Raw genomic sequence first — 20,489 nt, forward strand, 5'->3', positions numbered from 1 at the left:
ATTGATATACTTTATTCTTCCTCTGAAAAAATGGCTGTCCCTTTGCACGCAGCCGGCCAAAGAACGGGCATATGTTCCGGACGGTATCATCACCATTCGTCAAGGAAATGTTTGCTTTCGATCGTACACCAATGACCTTTTGTCCGGCGGGGTTTTCTGCAAATCACTCTTAAGTGCAGGGGCATGCCTCTATCAGTGAATGTTCAGGCAAATGGTTACAGGTGGCGACATTTATCTTTGGTGGCACCGGGTTGTTTGTTCATTCCCATATCCTTTGTTTTGTATCCCGGGCCTTAACCAGATAGTTTAAATAATCTTACACCACTTAGGATAAAAAAACACAACCAATACATTGGATTACTGGATAAACACATTATCAGATCACATTTATCGGAGAGTCACAATGACCGTTCCAAAAGAATATGACCCACATATCATAGAGCCGAAATGGCGTGATTCATGGAACATGTCCATGTACCATTTTGACTGGAAAGACAAAAGCAGACCCCAGTTCATTATTGATACGCCGCCACCATATCCTACGGGAAATTTCCACATAGGCAATTCGCTTAACTGGTGTTACATCGATTTTGTTGCAAGATATAAGCGCATGTGCGGATACAATGTCATGTTTCCACAGGGCTGGGACTGCCATGGCCTGCCCACAGAGGTGAAGGTTGAGGAAACATACGGTATCACAAAGAATGAGGTTCCAAGGGAAGAGTTCAGGAGGATGTGCCGTGAACTTACCATTGGCAACATAGGGAAAATGAGGAACACGATGCTCAATCTGGGCTTTTCCACCGACTGGAGCAATGAATTTGTGACCATGGAGCCTGAATATTATTCCAAGACCCAGAGGTCTTTCCGGAAGATGTATGATATGGGGCGCCTCTACCAGTCCGAACATCCTGTCAACTGGTGTCCCAGGTGTGAAACTGCCATTGCTTTTGCAGAAGTGGAATACGATTCAAGGGAAACAATGCTCAATTACCTGCATTTCGGTGATCTGGAGATAGCAACCACCAGGCCGGAATTGCTTGCAGCATGTGTTGCTGTAGCCATTAATCCGGAGGATGAGCGTTATAGTGCTTACGTTGGTTCCAATGTGAAAGTGCCGCTTTTCGGTCATGATGTAAAGGTGATCGGTGACAGGGACGTGGATCCCCAATTCGGTACCGGTGTGGTCATGATATGTACCTTCGGTGACAAGCAGGATGTCAGGTGGTGGGTGGAGCATGGTCTTCCACTGCGCAAAGCCATTGATAAGAACGGTCTTATGACGGAGATCGCCGGCAAGTATGCCGGAATGTCCATTCCCGAATGTAAAAAAGCCATCATTGAAGATCTCAAAAAAGAAGGTTACCTCTTCGAGCAGAAATCCCTGGATCAGAATGTCGGTATGTGCTGGCGGTGTGATACTCCTATAGAGATACTTTCCGAGCGCCAGTGGTTCATTAAGATTGATACCGAGGAGGTCTCAAAGGCATCGAATGAGATAAAATGGCTGCCGGAGTATATGAAGGTCAGGCTTGACAACTGGACCGGCACGATGGAATGGGACTGGTGCATATCCCGTCAGAGGCTCTTTGCAACGCCAATACCAGTGTGGTACTGTAAGCATTGCGGTGAGGTAATGGTTGCAAAGGATGAATGGATGCCTGTTGATCCCACACAGCAGGAGCCTCCACAGGCCTGCAAATGTGGCAGCACCGAGTTTGAGGCTGAAGAGGATGTCCTGGATACATGGATGGACTCATCTATAACAGCACTGCATGTTTCGGGCTGGCTCACAGATCATGAAATGCGGCTTCCCACGCAGCTTCGTCCACAGGGGCATGATATCATCAGGACCTGGGCATTCTATACGATATTACGCTCTATGGCAATCCAGGGCAAGAGGCCATGGGATGCCATTCTTGTAAACGGCATGGTGCTTGGGGAGGACGGTCATAAGATGAGCAAGTCCCTTGGTAATGTGATCTCTCCTGAAGAGGTCATCAAGGATTACAGTGCTGATGCCTTCAGGCAGTGGGCAGCCATAGGTGGTTCCCCTGGCTCTGATGTCATGTTCCGCTGGAAGGATGTGGTTTCAGCATCAAGGTTCTTTGCAAAGATGTGGAGTATCTACAGGTTCAGCATGTCCCATCTTGAGGATTACAAGCACAATGATCCGGACATATCCGGACTGAAGATAGTTGACAGGTGGCTTCTGAGCAACCTGAACAGGCTTATTGGTTCAGTGACAGTGTCAATGGATAATTATCAGTTCGATGAGGCTTTCAAGGCTATAAGGGGTTTTACATGGGACATACTTGCAGACAACTATATCGAACTTGTGAAATCACGTCTTTATGGTGAGGACGAAGTCGGAAAGAATGCTGCAAGATATACATTGTATGTTACCATCGATGTTCTCTCCCGCCTGCTGGCACCTTTTGCTCCGTTCTTTGCAGAGGAGATGTTCTCGCGTATTGGAAATGGCAGTGTTCATGTGCAATCCTGGCCAAAGGTAAACGAATCCATGATAGACGCTGATGCAGAGGCCTCGGGAGAATTCATAAAGGATGTTGCAGGCAGTGTCAGAAGGTACAAGTCCGAACATGGAATGGCGCTGAATGCCCCTCTTGCAAAAATCGAGATATATGGCATCCTTGAAGACATAACCGATGTTCTGGGAGCTACCAATTCCCCGGTAGAGATCATGGATGGTGAACCTGACTTTGAGCATGTACCGGTTAGTGTCAAGCCTAATATGGGTATGATCGGTCCTAAGTTCAGAGGTCAGGCAAAGGATATAATCAATGCATTGACAGAGGAGAATCCCAAAAAGATAGCTGACGAGATAGTAAAGGGAAGGATAACTGTAAGTGTCAATGGGGATATGCTTGAACTTGATCCGGAGTGCGTGGAAGTGGAGAAGGAGGTCGTCTCTGCAGGAAGGGCAGTTGATGTTCTTGATATCAACGGTATCCCGGTTGTTATTGTAAGGTGAACACCTGATGTATATGCGGCCTGCCCGCATAAACATTAAAAGCAACCATTAGCTATTTTACAGAAGCGATATCTATCAGATTTATAGAGTATAGTACATAGATAGAATATAGTACGTAGTATAAATTATGTCAATTGTGTCTGCCTGACAGGTGATTTGTTGAAAATAAAATCCAGGGTACAGCTAAGGAAATCTGCAAAAACCCAACTCTTGGACGATATAGGCTCCATTTTTGGTGAGGCAGTAGAACAGCTTGGGAACAGTAAGTTTGAAACAGCAAACATTGATGATATGTCCCTTATTCTGGTGGACGGGGAACCTCTGCTTTTCCAGGTAAATGGCATTTATTTTCCTACGGTAAAGGGTGTATTGAAGCTGGGTCTGATGAAGAATGTGGTAACCGTGGATTCCGGAGCAGTGCGCTTTGTTGTCAACGGGGCTGACATCATGTGTCCCGGGATAGTTGATGCAGATCCTGATATCAGGGAGAATGCCCCTGTCATCGTGATAGAGGAAGCTCACAGCAAACCTCTTGCAATAGGTATTTCCCTGATGGCAGGTCCGGAAATGAAAGGAAATAAAGGAAAAGCTGTAAGATCTATCCATTATGTAGGTGACAAGCTCTGGAATCTTGATGTCTGACATCTAAAAGAAATCATTAAAATAGTATGAGTTTAAATATAAATAACAGCAACAATTCATACCCGCGAATCTTAAGGGTCCGGATTCCGGTAACAATTTAAGTAGTAATGATATTAATATAACAATGTTTTTGAATACATGAGGGCGAATTATGGCAAATATCATGAACAAATTATTTGGTGGCAGCGGCAAAAGCTCAACCCCTGAGGATGAATATACTGAACTTGACCTTACCAAGTATGAAGAGGTAATAGACGATGAGCCGGCAGAGACCTATATCAGGGTTGCAGAGCTCACTAACCTCAATGAGCTTACATCACTCAAAAAAGAGATATATGACGGCAATATCGTAATGATCGATATATCCAATATCAAAGTGGACAAGTTATTGCTTGATCGTGCCTTGAAGGACCTTAAGGAAGTGGTGCTTGATGTCCACGGCGACATTGCAGGTATCAAGGATGATCAGGTGCTCGTAACACCTACGGGTATTAAGATCGACAGGTCTAAGATCGTTGGTGGAAGATATTGAACTTGGTGGAAGATATTGAACGACAGAGAATCCTGCCACAGGTTTGAAACGAGAACTTCGTGTCCTCTTTGTCATGATGATCTTATTATCAGGTGGCAGGGGGATGAGATCCCTTACTTTGGCGAGGTCATGTACATAACTGCGGCATGCAAGTGTAGCTTCAGGTTCGCAGATACTATTATTCTTTCACAGAAGGAACCAACCAGATATGAGCTTAAGGTGGAAGGCCTTGAAGACCTCAATAGCAGGGTCGTACGCTCAACCTCCGGTACTATAAGGATACCGGAACTGGGAATAGACGTTGAACCCGGCTCGATATCAGACTCCTACGTCACAAATATAGAAGGTGTGCTTGATAGAATATATAATGTAGTCATCACTGCTACCAGGTGGTGTGAGGACGAGGAAGATAAGCATGCCAGGGGACTTGAGGTCCAGAAGGCCCTGGAAGAGGCTATCGATGGAAAAAGGTCCCTCACCGTTATCATAGAGGATCCGTTTGGTAACAGTGCCATTATTTCCGATAAGGCTACATCCCGTGTTCTGACCCATGAAGAAGCTGAACATCTGAAGACAGGTATGATAGTCTTTGATGTCAAGTCTTCAGATATGGCGCTTGATGCATGTGATTCGGAACACATGCTAGAAGGATGAGCTTCCTCCTGTCCAATGTGTCCCTTTCATTTATTTTTTAGTTTTGTGGATAATCCTTATTGTGGGCAACCCTTAAGGTAATCCTTAATTATTTATTCTCTGAATCGTTAATATCCTTGTATATATTTCAGGAGGAGTTCATCTGGAAGAGGGTCCATGTCAGGAAGCGGGTATTCCATTGATAGGCGATGATGCGCCTTCTTTTAAAGCAAGGACCACTCTGGGAATGGTTAATTTCCCGGAGGATTATAAGGGGAAATGGGTCATATTCTTCAGTCATCCTTCCGATTTCACGCCGGTATGCACTACCGAATTCATTAAATGTGCCAGCATGCAGGAAGAATTGAGGCAGTTGAATGCCCAACTGCTGGGTCTTTCGGTGGATAGTATCTATTCGCACATAGCATGGCTTGAGACCATCCGGGACAGGATAGAGTACAGGGGCCAGAAGAACATAGATGTGATGTTCCCCGTAATAGAGGATCTGGGTATGGAAGTTGCACGGAAATATGGAATGATCCACCCCAATGCACATTACACGCCTGAGATGATCCTTGAGAAATTCGAGAGGTCCGGAGGGGTTGTTCCAGTCCGGGAATTCATAACCGAGACTGTCAGGGCGGTATTCATTATAGATCCAATGGGAAAGATAAGGGCCATTCTTTATTATCCATTATCCAACGGCAGGAACATGGAAGAGATCAGGCGTCTTTTGATAGCGTTGCAAATAAGTGACAGTGATAATGTTTCAACTCCTGAGGGGTGGTTGCCGGGGGATGATGTTATAATTCCATGTCCTGTTACCTGGACCGACGCAAAGGAAAGGTCTGAAAATTCAGACGAGGATATAAAATGTGTTGACTGGTTCCTTTGTATGAGAAAGCACAGTCCATGATCAAAGCCCGGAATATATTCTTTTCAGTCCACTCATCTGTTCTCATCCTTTTTTATTCAGGTCATATCTGGCGGGAAAGGAAATGCCTATAAGCAATGTCCTTGTTAATGTAGCCAAAATCAAGTGTAAACAGGTGAATGAATGGCAGAGCAAGAAAAAGAAGCCGGGCTTCCTTCTAAAGAGAATTTCAGTGAATGGTACAATGAGCTGCTCATGAAAGGCGAGATAATGGATGTACGTTATCCTGTCAAAGGACTTTATGTATGGTTCCCCTTTGGTTTTAACATCAGGAGGAATGTTTATGATATTATCCGCCGTCTGCTTGATAAGGATCATCAGGAAACCCTGTTTCCTTTGCTTATTCCGGAAAATGAGTTCATGAAAGAGGCTGAACATATAAAGGGCTTTGAGGATGAGGTCTACTGGGTAACTCATGGGGGTACCTCTCCTCTGGATGTCAAACTGGCCCTGCGTCCTACCAGTGAGACTGCTATCTATCCGATGTACAAGTTATGGATAAGGTCTCATGCAGACATGCCTCTCAGGCTTTACCAGATAGTAAACACGTTCAGGTACGAGACCAAGCATACACGTCCTCTTATCAGGTTGCGCGAGATCACCTCCTTTAAAGAGGCACATACAGTCCATGCTACGTGGGAAGATGCAGCATCACAGGTAGAAGAAGCTATCAGGCTTTATACCGAGTTCTACCGTCAGCTTGCAGTTCCTGTCCTCGCATCCAGAAGACCGGAATGGGATAAGTTCCCCGGTGCTGATTATACCATAGCCACGGATGCCCTGATGCCAGACGGCAAGACCCTGCAGGTAGGCACGGCTCATCACCTGGGGGATAATTTCGCTAAAACCTTTGACATCACTTATGAAGACACTGAAGGTGAACAGGTCTATGCCTATCAGACATGTTACGGTATCTCCGAGCGTTCAATAGCAGCTCTTATATCTATTCATGGGGATGACAAGGGTCTGGTCCTGCCACCTGCAGTTGCTCCTGTTCAGGTCGTGATCATCCCTATCATATTCAAGGAAGCAGGGGATGTCCTTGATGCCTGTGGAAATGTGATGAACACGCTTGAGGCGGCAGGTATGCGTGTGAAGATGGATGCAAGCGATATCCGTCCTGGTGCAAAATACTATAAGTGGGAAATGCGCGGGGTTCCTGTCAGGCTGGAGCTTGGCCCCAGGGATCTTAAGAACAATGCCGTCATGCTTGTTCGTCGTGATACCGGAGAGAAAAAACAGGTATCCCTTGACAATATTGCAGATGAGGTGCGCTCTCTGCTTGATGATATCCACGACAATCTTTATGAGAATGCAAGACAAGGTGTTGAGGATCGTATTTTCGAATGTGATGATCTGGAGTCTGTCAGGGATAAGCTTTCAAGGGGTATTGCAAAGATATTCTGGTGCGGTAACAAGGATTGTGGCCTGAGGCTGGAGGATGAGATTGGCGCAGGTATATTGGGTATTCCCACAGAACAGGCTGAAAGTTGCTCAGGCAAATGTCCTGTATGCGGTCAGGATGCGGATACTCAGGTTTATGTTGCCAGAACGTACTAATTTCGTGGAAAAAGTCATATACTCCCTGTAAAATACATCTAGGCGATTGGTATGGATATATTAGCACCTGAAAATACCCGGTTACCTGAAAAACCGTTGTTCGTATGCGTCCTTGGAAATACGGAAACAGCCTATATAGAAGGTCTCTCTGCTGCAGGCAAAACTGCTAAACTGACGGACTATACTCCGGCAGGGGATGCGGAGGTCCTTGAAACAGGAACTATAATCGATATTCCTATCCTGCCAATGACCCCGCCCTATGACACTCCGACACCTGCTCTTATTACCCGTGCAGCACTTTCCTTAATAGGGATGCCGCATGTCTTTGTCAATGCAGGCTTGCGTGTCCTTCCTGCAAAACAGGTCTCTCTCATAGATATCGGTGGAAAGCCTGGTGATGACATCAGGAAGGCAGTTGCAGTTCACAATGTTGAGGAGGTGTTCAGGAATTCCTTCAGTCTGGGTGAGAGACTTGCAAATGACCATGATCTCATCGTAATAGGGGAAAGCATTCCTGCCGGAACCACCACCGCAAATGCTGTGCTTCAGGCATTGGGTTATGATGGTAATGTGAGCAGCAGTTCCAATTCCAATCCGCTGTCTCTTAAAAAAGAGGTTGTTAAGGAAGCTCTGGATTCATCGGATATTACCTTTGGCTCTCTGCGCAATGACCCTCTCCGGGCCATTGCCTCAGTTGGTGACCCTATGATGGTGGCCGTTGCAGGAATTGCTGCAGGCCTTGGTTCAACTCCTGTCATACTTGCAGGAGGTACTCAGATGATTTCCATATTTGCCGTTATCAGGCATATGGGCTATCCAACGGATAATCTCCGGATAGTGACCACCAGTTATGTAATGCGTGATAGTTCTGCCAACTTCGAGGAACTTGCCAGGGAGGTGGGCGCCAGGTATGAGGCAGCAGATCCGGAATTCGGTAAATCGTCGTTCAAGGGTTTGCAGCAGTATGAGGCAGGATTTGTGAAAGAGGGCGTAGGTGCCGGTGGAGCTATCTATATGACCGGTATGTTCGGTCATTCAATGGAAGAGCTACGCCTGCGGATAGAGGAACTGTGCGACCGGTTATGCAAGTTCGGTGACCTGGACAGGGTTGACGGTAAAAACATATAACTGAATGCAGTGTGGTACCGCTAAATATATCTTTGATAAGATGTATTCTGGGGGTACTACCCGAAAATATGGGGCTGTGGCCTAGCCCGGCATGGCGATGGGCTCCAGCGGATAAATGATGAACAACGGGTCTACTGAGGCTAACCCGACGGGGTTTGCCTGTGAGGAGCCGTTGGAGCACTGATATGTGCTCATGAACTGGATGCTGTTTACGCAGCTGTTCGGAGAGACCCGTCGATCGTGAGTTCGAATCTCACCAGCCCCACTCATATTTCACAAAATGGTAGGTGTTCTTCAAATGAGGAGTTTTGTTTTCTATGCCTAAACTATATATGTAGATAGAACTATATAATTAAAAGTAAAATTAAAAATAATATTTACAAAATACAATGCTAGAGATATAAGTAACCAGTAGATTTATATTGCAATGTATTTATTTAATTCATGTGCAAAAAGGGAGCCTATCATTCATGCGAGACCGGGATAAAGTACTCATTGTTGATGACGAACAGGCCATAGTGGAGTTAATGGGCCTTTACCTTAAGTCCGAGTATGACGTAATTCCTGCCTATAGCGGTCAGGAGGCGCTGGACAAGGTCAAAAGTGAAAAGCCTGATATTATTCTCCTTGATGTGATGATGCCTGATATGAATGGGTATGAGGTTTGCAGGGTTTTGAAAACATCTGTGGAGACCCAGTTCCTGCCTGTTGTGATGGTCACGGCATTGTCCGGGAAGGACGACCGCATCAAAGGTATCGAGGTGGGGGCAGATGAGTTCCTGGGAAAACCCGTAAACCGTCTTGAACTTGTCACCAGGGTGAAATCCCTTTTGAGAATAAAACATCTTCAGGATAAGGTTCTTGCTGAGAGGAACGAAGCAATGAATTATGTGGATGTTGCCGGTTTTATTATTTTTGTCATAGACAGGGACATGAAGATCAATCTGGTCAATAGCAAGGGTAATGATATACTGGGCTATGGTGAATTCGAACTTATAGGGCATGATTTTTCAACATTCCTTGTGCCGGACGGGATAAGGGATGAGATAAAGGCAACATTTGAAGGTGCCATGGATGGTAATTCTCATCTTCCGGAATTGATCGAGCATCCGGTCCTGTCCAAGGAAGGTAAGGAGGTCCCTGTGCGCTGGTATGATGTTGTCTTAAAGGATAATCATGGTAATGTCACGGGTATCCTTTGTTCAGGCGAGGATCTGAGCAAATTCCTGTGAGCTGTCATTTCAAACAAAGGGTAATCTATAAAATTGGGTTAAAAAGGGGAATGCCAAGGTTTGAATTAAGCTTTGAATGAAGCTTTTATTTCTGAAATACTCTACTGAAGAGATGTTTTTTTATCAGGTCCCGGTAATCATTCCATATCCGTTTTTTCTTCATGGGCCGTGCAAAGGTTTAAATTCAATTACGTTAAGTAGTAGTCCTGTTTCATTGTCGGGACAAGTCCCGTGGGAATGTGGCTTTACAAAAGCTGAACCGTGAAACTAGAAATGAAACTTAGGTGAACGAATTGTCAAAATCATTTTACGCATACGTAAGAGACGCATGGAAAGACCCGGACAGTACATATGTTCAGGAACTAAGATGGGAAAGGCTTCAGGAATGGAGAAAAGAAGGTTCTGTCACGAAGATAAGGCGTCCAACCCGTATAGATCGCGCCCGTTCCCTTGGCTACAAGGCCAAGCAGGGTATAGTCGTAGCCCGTGTTAAAGTGCGCAGAGGTGGTCTCAGGAAGTCAAGGTACATCCGCGGAAGGCGTACCCAGCGCATGGGCAAGAACAAGATAACAGGCGGAATGAGCATCCAGAGGATTGCTGAAGAGCGTGCCGGAAGGAAATTCCCCAACCTTGAGGTTCTCAACTCTTACTGGGTTGGTGAAGATGGCCGTTCCAAGTGGTATGAGGTTATCCTTGTTGACCCAAGTCACCCTGTTATCATAAGTGACAAGAACCTTAACTGGATATGCAGCAGTGCTCAGAAAGGACGTGCACAGCGCGGTAAGACCAGTGCAGGCCGCAAAGGCAGAGGTATGATGTCACGCGGTACAGGTACTGAAAAGACCAGGCCAAGTATAAGGTCAAACCTAAACAGGGGCAAGTGATCCATTATATTAGCCTGCGTGTGATTGCGCACTCGACAGAGGATGTATCCAGGGTACGTGCTGCCCTGGACTTATTTTTGCGGCATGCCTTCGGTATGTCCGGCAATGTCGTTACCGATGACCTTGTGGAAGTAACAGACATAGAAGGACACTATGGCAATTCCTCTGTAATGCTCAGTTCACAGGTCACTCGCAGATCGGACTCTGTAAGACTTGCCAGGTTCATCAGGGGAAATATGTCTCCTGAAGATGTTGATATCCTGCGCAATGAAATGCCGGACAGGCTGGATGATGAGCAGTTATTTCATATGAGATTCGATAAACAGGCTGCTTTCCTTGGAAAGCTTGTTCTGGTCTCTTCATCAGATGCCATTACTGTGAAGGTGAAGATTGCCACTTATCCCAGGGATCGTCTTCAGGCCGGGCTCATAGTGGAGGAATTGTTTGGCTAGTCTTGATTTTTATGACCTGAATGTCTATTCTCTCCCTGAAGGAAAAAACACCGTTGAAGAAATGGCTGTCCTTGCAAGTCGTTTTGGATATGCGGGTATAGCTATTACAAATCCCTTTGATTCCTTTGATAGTACAAAAGGTACAGTTTTCCAAGGAATTGAATTGTTCAGTGCTGTTGAGATCAATGTTGATAACGCCTCCCGGTTACACGGGCTGGTGGGGAAATACAGGAACCTGGCCGATGTTATTGTTGTCCGGGGTGGTAACGAAAACATAAACCGTGCAGCAGTGGAAAATCCCAATGTAGACGTCCTTGCAAATTTTGGTTCAATGAAAGACAACGGTCTTAATCATATACTTGCCAGGTCTGCAAATGACAATGACGTTGCGATATCTTTTGACCTTGCCGAACTTATCGGACAGCGCGGAGGAAGAAGAGTAAGGGCATTATCCAATTTCAGAAAGGATCTTGAACTTGCACGCAAATATGATGTTCCTTTCATACTGACGGCAAATGCAAGGTCTGTCTTTGACCTGCGTGCTCCCAGGGAGCTGATCGCTCTTGCAGGTCTTTTCGGCATGACCCGTGAAGAGGCCTTAAAGGGTATCAGTAGCACTCCAAAAAGGATCATATCAAAGAACAGGCACTCTTCTGATCATGTGTTTGATGGTGTAAAGATAGTGGACTCTCCTGTGGATATTGTCCTTGAAGGAGGTGGTGGGCAATGAAAGTGCTCCCTCCTACAATGCGTGAGAACAAAAGATACCTTGCATTTGAACTTATAGCAGAGGGCGATGTAAGCAGGGAAGAGCTTATCAGGGAAATATTCTCAGCATCAGGCAGTTTACTTGGTGACCTTGGTTCAAGTGAATGCAATATCTGGCTTTTTGCATTCGATGACCTTAAAGGCATAATAAGCTGTGACAGGGAACATGTCATTCAGACCCGTGCTGCTCTTGCTACAATAACCTATGTTAAAGGGAAAAGGGTCAGTTTTCATATTCTTGGTGTGTCCGGTACAGTTATTGGCGCAACAAAAAAGTATTTAGAGGGTGCAGATATATTTAATCCCGAAGAACAGTCACATATAAATGAATAGAAAGCATATTTCAGTTAGTTATCGTATATATTCTGTTATTTATAAATAAATCAGGAGATGAAGTGAAGATGCAAATGACACCACAGATGGGCTATGATCGTGCCATTACAGTTTTTAGTCCCGACGGACGTCTCTTCCAGGTAGAATATGCAAGAGAAGCAGTTAAGCGAGGTACAACCGCGGCTGGAGTAAAATCAAAGGACGGTGTGGTATTGCTTGTTGATAAAAGGATCACAAGCAGATTGATAGAAGCTGAATCCATTGAGAAGATATTCCAGATAGACGACCACATTGGTGTTGCTACTTCAGGGCTTGTTGCAGATGCCCGTGCTCTTGTGGACAGGGCAAGAGTGGAAGCCCAGATCAATATGGTTTCATATGACGAGCCGATAGGCGTTGAAGTAATCGCTAAGAAGATATGTGATCACAAACAAACGTATACACAGTATGGGGGAGTTCGTCCTTACGGTACTGCCCTCCTTATCGCAGGTGTTGATGATTCACGACCACGTCTCTTTGAGAGCGATCCAAGCGGCGCATTGCTCGAATACAAGGCTACGGCTATAGGGGCTGGCAGGAATGCCTTTATGGAAATATTCGAGGCTGATTACAGAGATGATATGGACATTGATGCTGCCATTATGCTTGGAATGAAGGCGCTTTATACTTCCACAGAAGGAAAGCTGGATGCAGCAACACTGGAACTTGGTGTTGTAACTCTGGAGGACCGCAAGTTCAGAAAACTTTCTGAAGAAGAGGTGGCAACTTTTGTTTCAAGGGTTCGTGAGGAGCTCAAAGATAGTGTGAAAGAACAAAAAGATGATTCAGACGGTCAGGAAGAAACAACTGAATAAAAATATCATTGATTCATGGGGTGAACTAACATGGTATCTCTTGATGAGTCGGTTATTGCAAGACTCAAGAAAGGAAAGAATAATTTTGAGGTCTTTGTTGAACCGGAAGGCGCATTTGCGCTTAAAAGGGGAGATAAAGCAAACATCGAGGATATAATAGCCGTAGAATCCGTATTCTATGATGCAAATCAGGGAGACCATGTTGCGGAGTCTGATCTTGTAAGCACATTTGGTACCAGCAATGTAATGGAGATAGCCAGACAGATTATCGAACATGGTGAACTCCAGCTTACCAAGGAGCAAAGAAAGCATATACTGGAAGAAAAGACCCGCAAGGTCATCAATATCATTGCCCAGAATGCTATCAACCCTCAGACAAAGGCCCCCCATCCCCCTGCCAGGATTGAAAAAGCAATGGAAGAAGCCAAGGTCCATATCGATCCCCTTAAAGGTGTTGATGAACAGGTGAATATTGTAATGAAAGCAATTCGCCCAATAATACCAATAAGGTTTGAGGAAGTTGATATTGCGGTCAAGGTCCCTGCAGAATACGCGGCAAAGGCTTATGGTGAGATCGCTAAGTTCTCAACCCTCGTCAAGAACGAATGGCAAAATGATGGTTCATGGGTTGCGGTTGTAAGAATGCCCGCAGGCCTGCAGAACGATTTTTATGGTCTTGTGAACCACCTGACAAAAGGGGATGCTGAAACTAAATTATTATGAGGCTGCATAATGGAGCGTGAAATTGTAATTCCGGGGCAGCTATTGTCCGAAAACAAGGCAGATTCCGGCCCAGGTACATATATCAAGGATGGGAAAGTCTATTCCCTTCTATACGGGGTAAAGAATGCCAAAAATAAGATATCTGTGATCCCTTTTTCCGGTAAATACATTCCATCACCCAGGGACTATGTGATTGGTACGGTCATAGAGGTGACCCCTTCTAACTGGATATTTGATATAGGTTCTCCTTATGATGGATTGCTGCACGTTTCGGAGTATCCCAGACGTGTGGATCAGGATAAGATGACTGAAATTATGGACTTTGGCAGTTCAGCTTTGCTTCGCATAAAAGATGTGAATTCATCCATGAAGGTAGAACTGACCATGAGGGAACGCGGTCTGAGAGCTCTGAATGTGGGCCGTGTAATTAAAGTAAATCCTGCGAAGGTCCCTCGTGTCATAGGACATGGGGGTTCTATGGTATCTTTACTTAAGAAGGAAACCAATTGCGAGATATTTGTGGGTCAGAACGGAAGGATATGGATCAGAGGTACAGATAGTGAAATGGACCTTCTCACAGAAGCTGTTGAGCTTATCATGAAACATTCTCATACATCCGGATTGAAGGATAGGATCTCCCATTTTTTGAAAGGTGGGAAAGATGTTGTTTCTGAGAAGGATGAAACTGTTTTAAACGAAGATCTCGCCAGCGATGCAGAAGATGAAAGCGAGATAAGGGAAGAAACATACAGGAAAGTGGATGCACTTCTGGAAGATGATGAATGATCCGGAAGTATCTATTTTTAATCAACAGGGAGAATGTGCGAACATTGGAGAATTAATATGAGTGATAAACCTGAAAAGTTCATTGATGAAAATGGATTACGTCTGGATGGCAGGCGTGTTGATGAGATAAGGCCTATGAAAATGGAGATCGGTGTACTCTCCAGGGCCGATGGTTCATGTTATCTGGAATGGGGGAAGAATAAGGTTCTGGCGGCAGTATATGGTCCGCGTGAGCTTCATCCCAGACGGCTGCAGAAATCAGATTCTGCATTGATCAGATACCGTTACAATATGGCTGCTTTCTCTGTGGAGGAGCGCATAAGGCCCGGACCAAGCAGAAGAAGTATTGAGATATCAAAAGTGAGCCGCGAGGCTTTCGAACCTGTAGTGATGACCCATCTTTACCCCGGGGCTGTTATTGATGTATTTGCAGAGGTGCTACAGGCAGACGCAGGTACACGCACAGCTGCTATTAATGCAGCTTCGATGGCGCTTGCTGATGCCGGGATCCCTATGAAAGGGTTAGTATCAGCATGTGCCGTGGGAAAGGTTGACGGTCAGCTTGTACTTGACCTGGATAAACCTGAAGATAACTATGGTGATGCTGATATCCCATTGGCCATGACCTCTGACGGTGAGATAACTCTTTTGCAGATGGATGGCGATGTAACACAGGAAGAGTTTAAAAAAGCAATTGAACTGTGCAAGGAAGGGTGTCGCCAGATACTTGAGATACAGAAAGAGACCCTGAAAAAGAAGTTCACCAGGCTGGAAGAAGTGGAAATTTCCGATGATGAGGAAGAAGTTGATGTTTCTGCTCTTGTAGAATCTACATTGGTTTCTGAAGACGAAGAAGATGTATCAGAGGATGGCGGGGAAGATATGGATATCGGGGATGATGAAGACCTCGAAGATGCAGATATGGAAGAAGACCTTGAAGATGCAGATATGGAAGAAGACCTCGAAGATACAGATATGGAAGAAGACCTCGAAGATACAGATATGGAAGATGAGGCAGAGTCCGGGGATGAGCAGCAAGACTCTGATGTCGATGGTCCTGATTCTGAAGATGATGAGGAAGAAGACGAACTTGACAAATCCTTCCTGGATCCGGAGGAAACAGATATTGAGGAAGATGAAGAAGAGATTGTCTGAGGTGTGATCATGGGTAATGAAGTAATGTCTGTACTTAAAAAAGATTATATTTACAACCTTATGCTCAAAGGAAAACGTCAGGATGGGCGTGCATTTGATGAGATAAGGGATATTGATCTGAAGACCAATGTTATAGAAAAGGCAGAAGGTTCCGCATGGATAAAGCTGGGTGAGACTGAGGTTCTTGTAGGTATTAAACTCCAGGTTGGTGCACCTTTCCCTGATTCTGCCGGAGAGGGTGTAATTATCACCAGCATGGAGTTGAATCCGATCGCTTCTCCTGACTTTGAGGCAGGCCCTCCTAAAGAGGGAGCTATTGAGATGGCCCGGGTGACAGACCGGGGAATCCGAGAATCAGGCGCAATTGATTTAAGCAAGTTGTGTATTACGGAGGGAGAAGAAGTCTGGATCGTATTCATCGATATCCATGTTCTCAATAATGCAGGGAACATTCAGGATGCTTCCTCTCTGGGTGCAATAGCTGCCCTGCTGACCACAACAGTTCCTGCTGGACGTGAGGGGCGCGGAGAGGATATGCCTATGCCTGTCAGGGACATGCCCATATCCGTTACTCTGGTAGACATGGGCGGCGAGATGATGGTCGACCCGGACCTTGATGAAGAGACTGTCTGTGACTCCCGCATAACGATAGTTTCCAATCAGGATGGCTCTATATCAGGAATGCAGAAGAGCGGAGATGGTGCACTTACCGAGGAAAAGCTGTTAATGGCAGTGTCACTGGCATGCCAGAAAGCATCCGAGCTAAGGGAAACCCATCTGCTGAACATTTGAATTCAAATTCAATATCATAAAATTCACATATTTCAAGGAGATAAGATTCATGGCAAAAAAGTACACGAGGAAAGGTCGTGTGACCAGGTCTGCCGGTAGATTTGGTACACGATATGGTAGGAAGGACCGTAAACTGGTAGCGGACCTTGAAGAAAAGATGCGGATGCCTCACAAGTGTTCCAACTGCGCACGCCCAACTGTCAAGAGGGTAGGTACAGGTATATGGAAATGTACCAAATGTGACTATACATTTGCAGGCGGCACTTTCCTGCCTCAGACCAATGTGGGTAAGACAGTCGCACGTTCGGTAAAGAAAGCTACAGAAGCATTAGAGTAGGTGAATATGGCCTATAAATGTACAAGATGCAAAAGGAATGTTGAGATCGATTATGAGTATACAGGTATCCGCTGTCCTTACTGCGGGCATCGTATCCTTGTAAAAGAACGTCCTACATCCATCAAACGCATCAAAGCAGAGTAGAAGAGATGCTGATCACTTCTTCTCGCAAACCTTCTGCCGGTACGCGTACTTTATGTAAGCATCTGGCATCTTTTTTCGGTTGTGAGTATTTCAACCGGGGTAAGATGGGTATGGGAGAGGTTCTAAGCCTTTCTCATGGCAAACCCCTTCTTATAGTGGGTGAATATCATGGTAACCCCGGAAGCATGGTCTTTTATGATCACGAAGGTTATTGTGTGTTGTCACTTCACATATCCGTGCTGTCCGCTCCGTCTTCACATACCCGGCATTCAGGCTCAATTGTCTCTATTGATGGGGATTGTGAGCTAGCTCATGCAATATGTGATCTGCTGTTCCGTGAAAAAGCCAATGATGTTTCTCCTTTATCCATGGCCATAGCCGGGGACCGGATAGATTTCAAGGAAGATGGGAACGATCTTTTTAGTCTGAGGATAAAAAGCCACAGGTTATATGACGGTGATTCAGATTGCAATTGATGTCACGGTCCGTATTTGAAACACCTGCAGCTCTTTCTATCTATCGTTCTTTGAAACCCGAACTTGAGACTCCTGTGACCGACAGATCCTCTATTGATATATATGCTGAAGGTTCATCCCTTTATCTTACAGTGCATTCTGAAGACCTGGTTGGCATGCGCTCGACACTTAATACCTGGCTCAGACTTATTCAGGTTGCATATGAAACAGCTGCATGCCTTGAATAACCCGGGCGAACTTACCATTCTCTTTGGCCCGACTTCCTGCTGGTCGTATGGCAATATTTTTTTAGAAGTACTTATAGAAACATTAAAATCACTTCAGGTTAATTGGTATCCCAGGTGAAACCAAATGAGTACGCAAATACCCCCGCAGATACAGAATCAACTGGCCCAGTTGCAGCAGGTACAGCAGCAGGCCCAGTCTCTTGCTATGCAGAAATCCCAGATGGAGTCCATGCAGAAGGAGTCCCAGATGGCACTGGAAGAACTGGACAAACTTCCTGAAGATGTCGTTATTTACCGCACGGTCGGTGAACTGCAGATAAGGTCCAGCAAGGAAGAGGCCGTTTCTAAATTGAATGAAAAGGTAGAAACACTTTCACTCAGGCTTCAATCCATCTCCAGACAGGAAGAGAGGATTTCCAAGCGTTTCACACAACTTCAGGAACAAATCGAACAATCCATGGGGAACCAGGCTCAGTAAGCCTGTTCTCTGTGTTGATGACATTGCCTTGTATCCATACCGGTAATGTCAGAGGTTTCTATGCAAGTTGAAGAAACGGAGTTTTTTAATAAGCTTCTGGATTACCATAGTATCCTTTATCTTTGTCATCGTAATGCCGATCCGGACGCCATAAGCAGTGCTTTTGCCCTTTCTGAGGCCCTTGGTGGGACTATAGGTCTTGTGGATGGTTGTAACAGGGTTGCTTCACTCCTTATTGATAAACTCGATATTCCTGTGGTTGAAAGACCAGATCCTGCCAAGTATGATATTACTCTGGTAGTTGATACTTCCACCAGTTCACAGCTCAATGACATCAAACTTGGCAAATACTGTGTGATCGACCATCATGCAACCACGGCCCTCATTGAGAATGCCGAATTCTATCTGCATCGCCATGCAACATCCACTGCAGAGATGGTATTTGATATCCTGCGGTCCATGGGTGCGCCTATTATGCGTCGCACTGCCATGGGACTTTTGACAGGCATTATCACAGATACGGGACATTTCAAGCATGCTACGCAGGATACGTTCAGAACCGTCTCCGAGATAATTGCTTTAAGCGGGGTTGAATATGCAGAAGTTCTGGAAATGATGGCAGCAACTCCCCAGGATATATCAATGCGTATCGCGATGCTAAAATGTGCAACAAGAGCCACCATTGAACGAATTGATGACTGGCTGCTTGTAGATTCGCATGTAAACTCTTTTGGTGGGTCTGCTTCTTCAATGTTTTTGAACATTGGTGCGGATGTGGCTTTGATAGGTACTTCCCGGGATGCCAACATAAGGGTTAGCGGCAGGGCTAAACGTGAAGCTGTCGCGGCGGGTGTGAACCTTGGCAGGATCATGGAGGATATAAGCCAGAACTATGATGGCACAGGAGGAGGTCATGCGGGAGCGGCCGGTATAGATGTTGTGGCTGATATGGCTACCATCATCGACGAGTGCAAGATAAGGATACGAGATATCCTGAAAGGCAAACCCAATCCTTCTATATGTGATTCATTGAACGAAGAAAATGAATGAACTAAAAAGGGGCAATCAGATGATAGAGTATTGGAACCCATTGGTTGAAAGAATGCCAGTTGATGAAATGGAAAAGATGCAGGAGAGCAAACTAAGGAATCTGGTCAGTTATGTTTATAAGCATTCTGATTTCTATAAGAAAAGATTTGATGACGCAGGTGTTAAGCCAGAGGACATACGTACACTGGATGACCTGAAGAAACTGCCCTTTACGTACAAATCAGACCTGAGGGATACCTATCCTACAGGAATGTTCTGTGTACCTAATGAACAGCTGGTTCGTTTCCACGTATCTTCCGGAACCACTGGTAAACCCACTGTTGTCGGTTACACACACAATGATGTGAAGGAATGGTCAATTTCCCTTGCAAGGGCGCTGACCTCAATTGGTGTAGGCCGCGGGGACGTCATACAGGTAAGTTATGGCTATGGCCTGTTCACAGGCGGTCTGGGCCTGCATTATGGGGCAGAGGAGGTGGGTTCCACAGTCCTTCCCACAAGTTCCGGGAACACCGAAAAACAACTTGAGCTGATGCAGGATCTCAATACAACTGTGATTGCCTGTACTCCTTCTTATTTCCTCTTCATGAACGAGGTCGCCAACCAGGCCGGTGTAAGCATACAGCAAAATACAAGACTGCGTGCAGGCATATTCGGTGCAGAGCCGTGGTCTGAGGAGATGAGGGTCAGGATCGAGGAAGCAACAGGTATCAAAGCCTATGATGTATATGGCACATCTGAACTTAGCGGCCCCCTGTTCACCGAATGCCAGTATCAGGATGGTATACACATCTGGGCGGACCAGTTCCTTATTGAGGTCATAGACCCGGAGACAGGAGAGCAGCTGGGCGATGGCGAGCGTGGAGAGCTTGTGATAACCACACTTGCCAAGGAAGCACTTCCTCTTATCAGGTATCGTATAGGTGATATCACAGTGATCAACAAAGAGCCATGCAGATGCGGACGCACCCATCCACGTATTATGAGGGTGCTGGGACGTGCAGATGATATGCTCATCGTGCGTGGTATAAATGTGTTCCCCGGCCAGGTTGAGTCAGTGTTGATGACCATTCCTGAGGTAGGTGAGCATTTCATGATAATTGTTGACAGGGTGAACGAGCTTGATGCCATGAAGGTCCAGATAGAGATGACCGATGAAGCATTCAGTGACAAGGTCAATGATATCATAACACTGGAAAAGAAGGTGGAAGCTTCACTGAAGAACGTACTTAATCTTGCTGTGAAGGTCGAGCTTGTTGAAAAAGGCACTATTCCAAGGTCAATGGGAAAGGCCAAAAAGGTGATAGACAACAGAAAGTTATAAACCGTCCTAATGCGTAACTTTCAATATAACTTTTAATAAGATTTGAGGTG

At 45.5% G+C, this 20,489-nt stretch carries 24 protein-coding genes and 1 tRNA gene; all 25 read left to right on the top strand.

Going from position 1 to position 20,489, the window contains the following annotated elements; translation table 11 throughout:
* Window positions 1–403 precede the first annotated feature (403 nt).
* Window positions 404–2,995 (top strand): valine--tRNA ligase, encoded by a 2,592-nt coding sequence (locus V7O64_RS13530; protein ID WP_407355899.1) that lies wholly within the window; start codon window positions 404–406, stop codon window positions 2,993–2,995.
* 159 nt (window positions 2,996–3,154) lie between these two features.
* Window positions 3,155–3,637, top strand: coding sequence for an RNA-binding protein (locus V7O64_RS13535; RefSeq protein WP_407355900.1), 483 nt, complete (start codon window positions 3,155–3,157; stop codon window positions 3,635–3,637).
* A 151-nt stretch (window positions 3,638–3,788) separates the two neighbouring features.
* Window positions 3,789–4,169, top strand: coding sequence for a cell division protein SepF (gene sepF / locus V7O64_RS13540; RefSeq protein WP_407355901.1), 381 nt, complete (start codon window positions 3,789–3,791; stop codon window positions 4,167–4,169).
* 12 nt (window positions 4,170–4,181) lie between these two features.
* Complete coding sequence (locus V7O64_RS13545) at window positions 4,182–4,823, top strand: ZPR1 zinc finger domain-containing protein (protein WP_407357352.1); 642 nt, start codon at window positions 4,182–4,184, stop codon at window positions 4,821–4,823.
* A gap of 172 nt (window positions 4,824–4,995) precedes the next feature.
* Window positions 4,996–5,718, top strand: a complete 723-nt coding sequence (locus V7O64_RS13550) for a redoxin domain-containing protein (RefSeq protein WP_407357353.1) — start codon at window positions 4,996–4,998, stop codon at window positions 5,716–5,718.
* 141 nt (window positions 5,719–5,859) lie between these two features.
* Complete coding sequence (gene proS / locus V7O64_RS13555; RefSeq protein ID WP_407355902.1) at window positions 5,860–7,296, top strand: proline--tRNA ligase; 1,437 nt, start codon at window positions 5,860–5,862, stop codon at window positions 7,294–7,296.
* Window positions 7,297–7,347: 51 nt separating this feature from the next.
* On the top strand, window positions 7,348–8,424 hold the full coding sequence (cobT, locus tag V7O64_RS13560) for a nicotinate mononucleotide-dependent phosphoribosyltransferase CobT (RefSeq protein WP_407355903.1): 1,077 nt from the start codon (window positions 7,348–7,350) through the stop codon (window positions 8,422–8,424).
* 70 nt (window positions 8,425–8,494) lie between these two features.
* Window positions 8,495–8,689 (top strand) — tRNA-Trp (locus tag V7O64_RS13565).
* Between the two features lie 205 nt (window positions 8,690–8,894).
* Complete coding sequence (locus V7O64_RS13570) at window positions 8,895–9,656, top strand: response regulator (RefSeq protein ID WP_407355904.1); 762 nt, start codon at window positions 8,895–8,897, stop codon at window positions 9,654–9,656.
* A 293-nt stretch (window positions 9,657–9,949) separates the two neighbouring features.
* Window positions 9,950–10,540 carry a 50S ribosomal protein L15e gene (locus V7O64_RS13575; protein ID WP_407355905.1) on the top strand — a complete coding sequence of 197 codons (591 nt, stop codon included), beginning with the start codon at window positions 9,950–9,952 and terminating at the stop codon, window positions 10,538–10,540.
* Window positions 10,537–10,992, top strand: coding sequence for an RNA-binding protein (locus V7O64_RS13580; protein WP_407355906.1), 456 nt, complete (start codon window positions 10,537–10,539; stop codon window positions 10,990–10,992). The genes V7O64_RS13575 and V7O64_RS13580 overlap by 4 nt, the downstream gene beginning before the upstream one ends.
* Window positions 10,985–11,722: a ribonuclease P protein component 3 gene (gene rnp3 / locus V7O64_RS13585; RefSeq protein ID WP_407355907.1), complete on the top strand. Its 738-nt coding sequence runs from the start codon at window positions 10,985–10,987 to the stop codon at window positions 11,720–11,722. Before V7O64_RS13580 ends, rnp3 begins: the two co-directional genes overlap by 8 nt.
* The gene (locus tag V7O64_RS13590; protein WP_407355908.1) at window positions 11,719–12,093 is read left to right on the top strand and encodes an Rpp14/Pop5 family protein; all 375 of its coding nucleotides are present in this window, start codon (window positions 11,719–11,721) and stop codon (window positions 12,091–12,093) included. Before rnp3 ends, V7O64_RS13590 begins: the two co-directional genes overlap by 4 nt.
* Window positions 12,094–12,161: 68 nt before the next feature.
* On the top strand, window positions 12,162–12,947 hold the full coding sequence (psmA, locus tag V7O64_RS13595; protein ID WP_407357354.1) for an archaeal proteasome endopeptidase complex subunit alpha: 786 nt from the start codon (window positions 12,162–12,164) through the stop codon (window positions 12,945–12,947).
* Between the two features lie 30 nt (window positions 12,948–12,977).
* The gene (locus V7O64_RS13600; RefSeq protein WP_407355909.1) at window positions 12,978–13,670 is read left to right on the top strand and encodes a ribosome assembly factor SBDS; all 693 of its coding nucleotides are present in this window, start codon (window positions 12,978–12,980) and stop codon (window positions 13,668–13,670) included.
* A gap of 9 nt (window positions 13,671–13,679) precedes the next feature.
* Window positions 13,680–14,456 (top strand): exosome complex RNA-binding protein Rrp4, encoded by a 777-nt coding sequence (rrp4, locus tag V7O64_RS13605; protein ID WP_407355910.1) that lies wholly within the window; start codon window positions 13,680–13,682, stop codon window positions 14,454–14,456.
* 57 nt (window positions 14,457–14,513) lie between these two features.
* Window positions 14,514–15,611 carry an exosome complex exonuclease Rrp41 gene (gene rrp41 / locus V7O64_RS13610; protein WP_407355911.1) on the top strand — a complete coding sequence of 366 codons (1,098 nt, stop codon included), beginning with the start codon at window positions 14,514–14,516 and terminating at the stop codon, window positions 15,609–15,611.
* Window positions 15,612–15,620: 9 nt separating this feature from the next.
* Window positions 15,621–16,403, top strand: coding sequence for an exosome complex protein Rrp42 (rrp42, locus tag V7O64_RS13615; RefSeq protein ID WP_407355912.1), 783 nt, complete (start codon window positions 15,621–15,623; stop codon window positions 16,401–16,403).
* A 49-nt stretch (window positions 16,404–16,452) separates the two neighbouring features.
* Window positions 16,453–16,740 carry a 50S ribosomal protein L37ae gene (locus V7O64_RS13620; protein ID WP_407355913.1) on the top strand — a complete coding sequence of 96 codons (288 nt, stop codon included), beginning with the start codon at window positions 16,453–16,455 and terminating at the stop codon, window positions 16,738–16,740.
* Window positions 16,741–16,746: 6 nt separating this feature from the next.
* On the top strand, window positions 16,747–16,884 hold the full coding sequence (locus V7O64_RS13625; protein WP_309308391.1) for a DNA-directed RNA polymerase subunit P: 138 nt from the start codon (window positions 16,747–16,749) through the stop codon (window positions 16,882–16,884).
* A gap of 5 nt (window positions 16,885–16,889) precedes the next feature.
* Window positions 16,890–17,360 (top strand): rRNA maturation protein, encoded by a 471-nt coding sequence (locus V7O64_RS13630; RefSeq protein WP_407355914.1) that lies wholly within the window; start codon window positions 16,890–16,892, stop codon window positions 17,358–17,360.
* On the top strand, window positions 17,360–17,587 hold the full coding sequence (locus V7O64_RS13635; protein WP_407355915.1) for a KEOPS complex subunit Pcc1: 228 nt from the start codon (window positions 17,360–17,362) through the stop codon (window positions 17,585–17,587). Before V7O64_RS13630 ends, V7O64_RS13635 begins: the two co-directional genes overlap by 1 nt.
* A gap of 124 nt (window positions 17,588–17,711) precedes the next feature.
* Window positions 17,712–18,065, top strand: a complete 354-nt coding sequence (locus V7O64_RS13640) for a prefoldin subunit beta (protein ID WP_407355916.1) — start codon at window positions 17,712–17,714, stop codon at window positions 18,063–18,065.
* A 60-nt stretch (window positions 18,066–18,125) separates the two neighbouring features.
* Window positions 18,126–19,115 carry a DHH family phosphoesterase gene (locus V7O64_RS13645; protein ID WP_407355917.1) on the top strand — a complete coding sequence of 330 codons (990 nt, stop codon included), beginning with the start codon at window positions 18,126–18,128 and terminating at the stop codon, window positions 19,113–19,115.
* Between the two features lie 19 nt (window positions 19,116–19,134).
* Entirely contained in the window at window positions 19,135–20,439 is a 1,305-nt protein-coding gene (locus tag V7O64_RS13650) for a phenylacetate--CoA ligase family protein (RefSeq protein WP_407357355.1), read from the top strand.
* Window positions 20,440–20,489: the final 50 nt, after the last annotated feature.

The sequence above is a fragment of the Methanolobus sp. WCC5 genome, from assembly GCF_045690325.1.
Classification (GTDB): domain Archaea; phylum Halobacteriota; class Methanosarcinia; order Methanosarcinales; family Methanosarcinaceae; genus Methanolobus.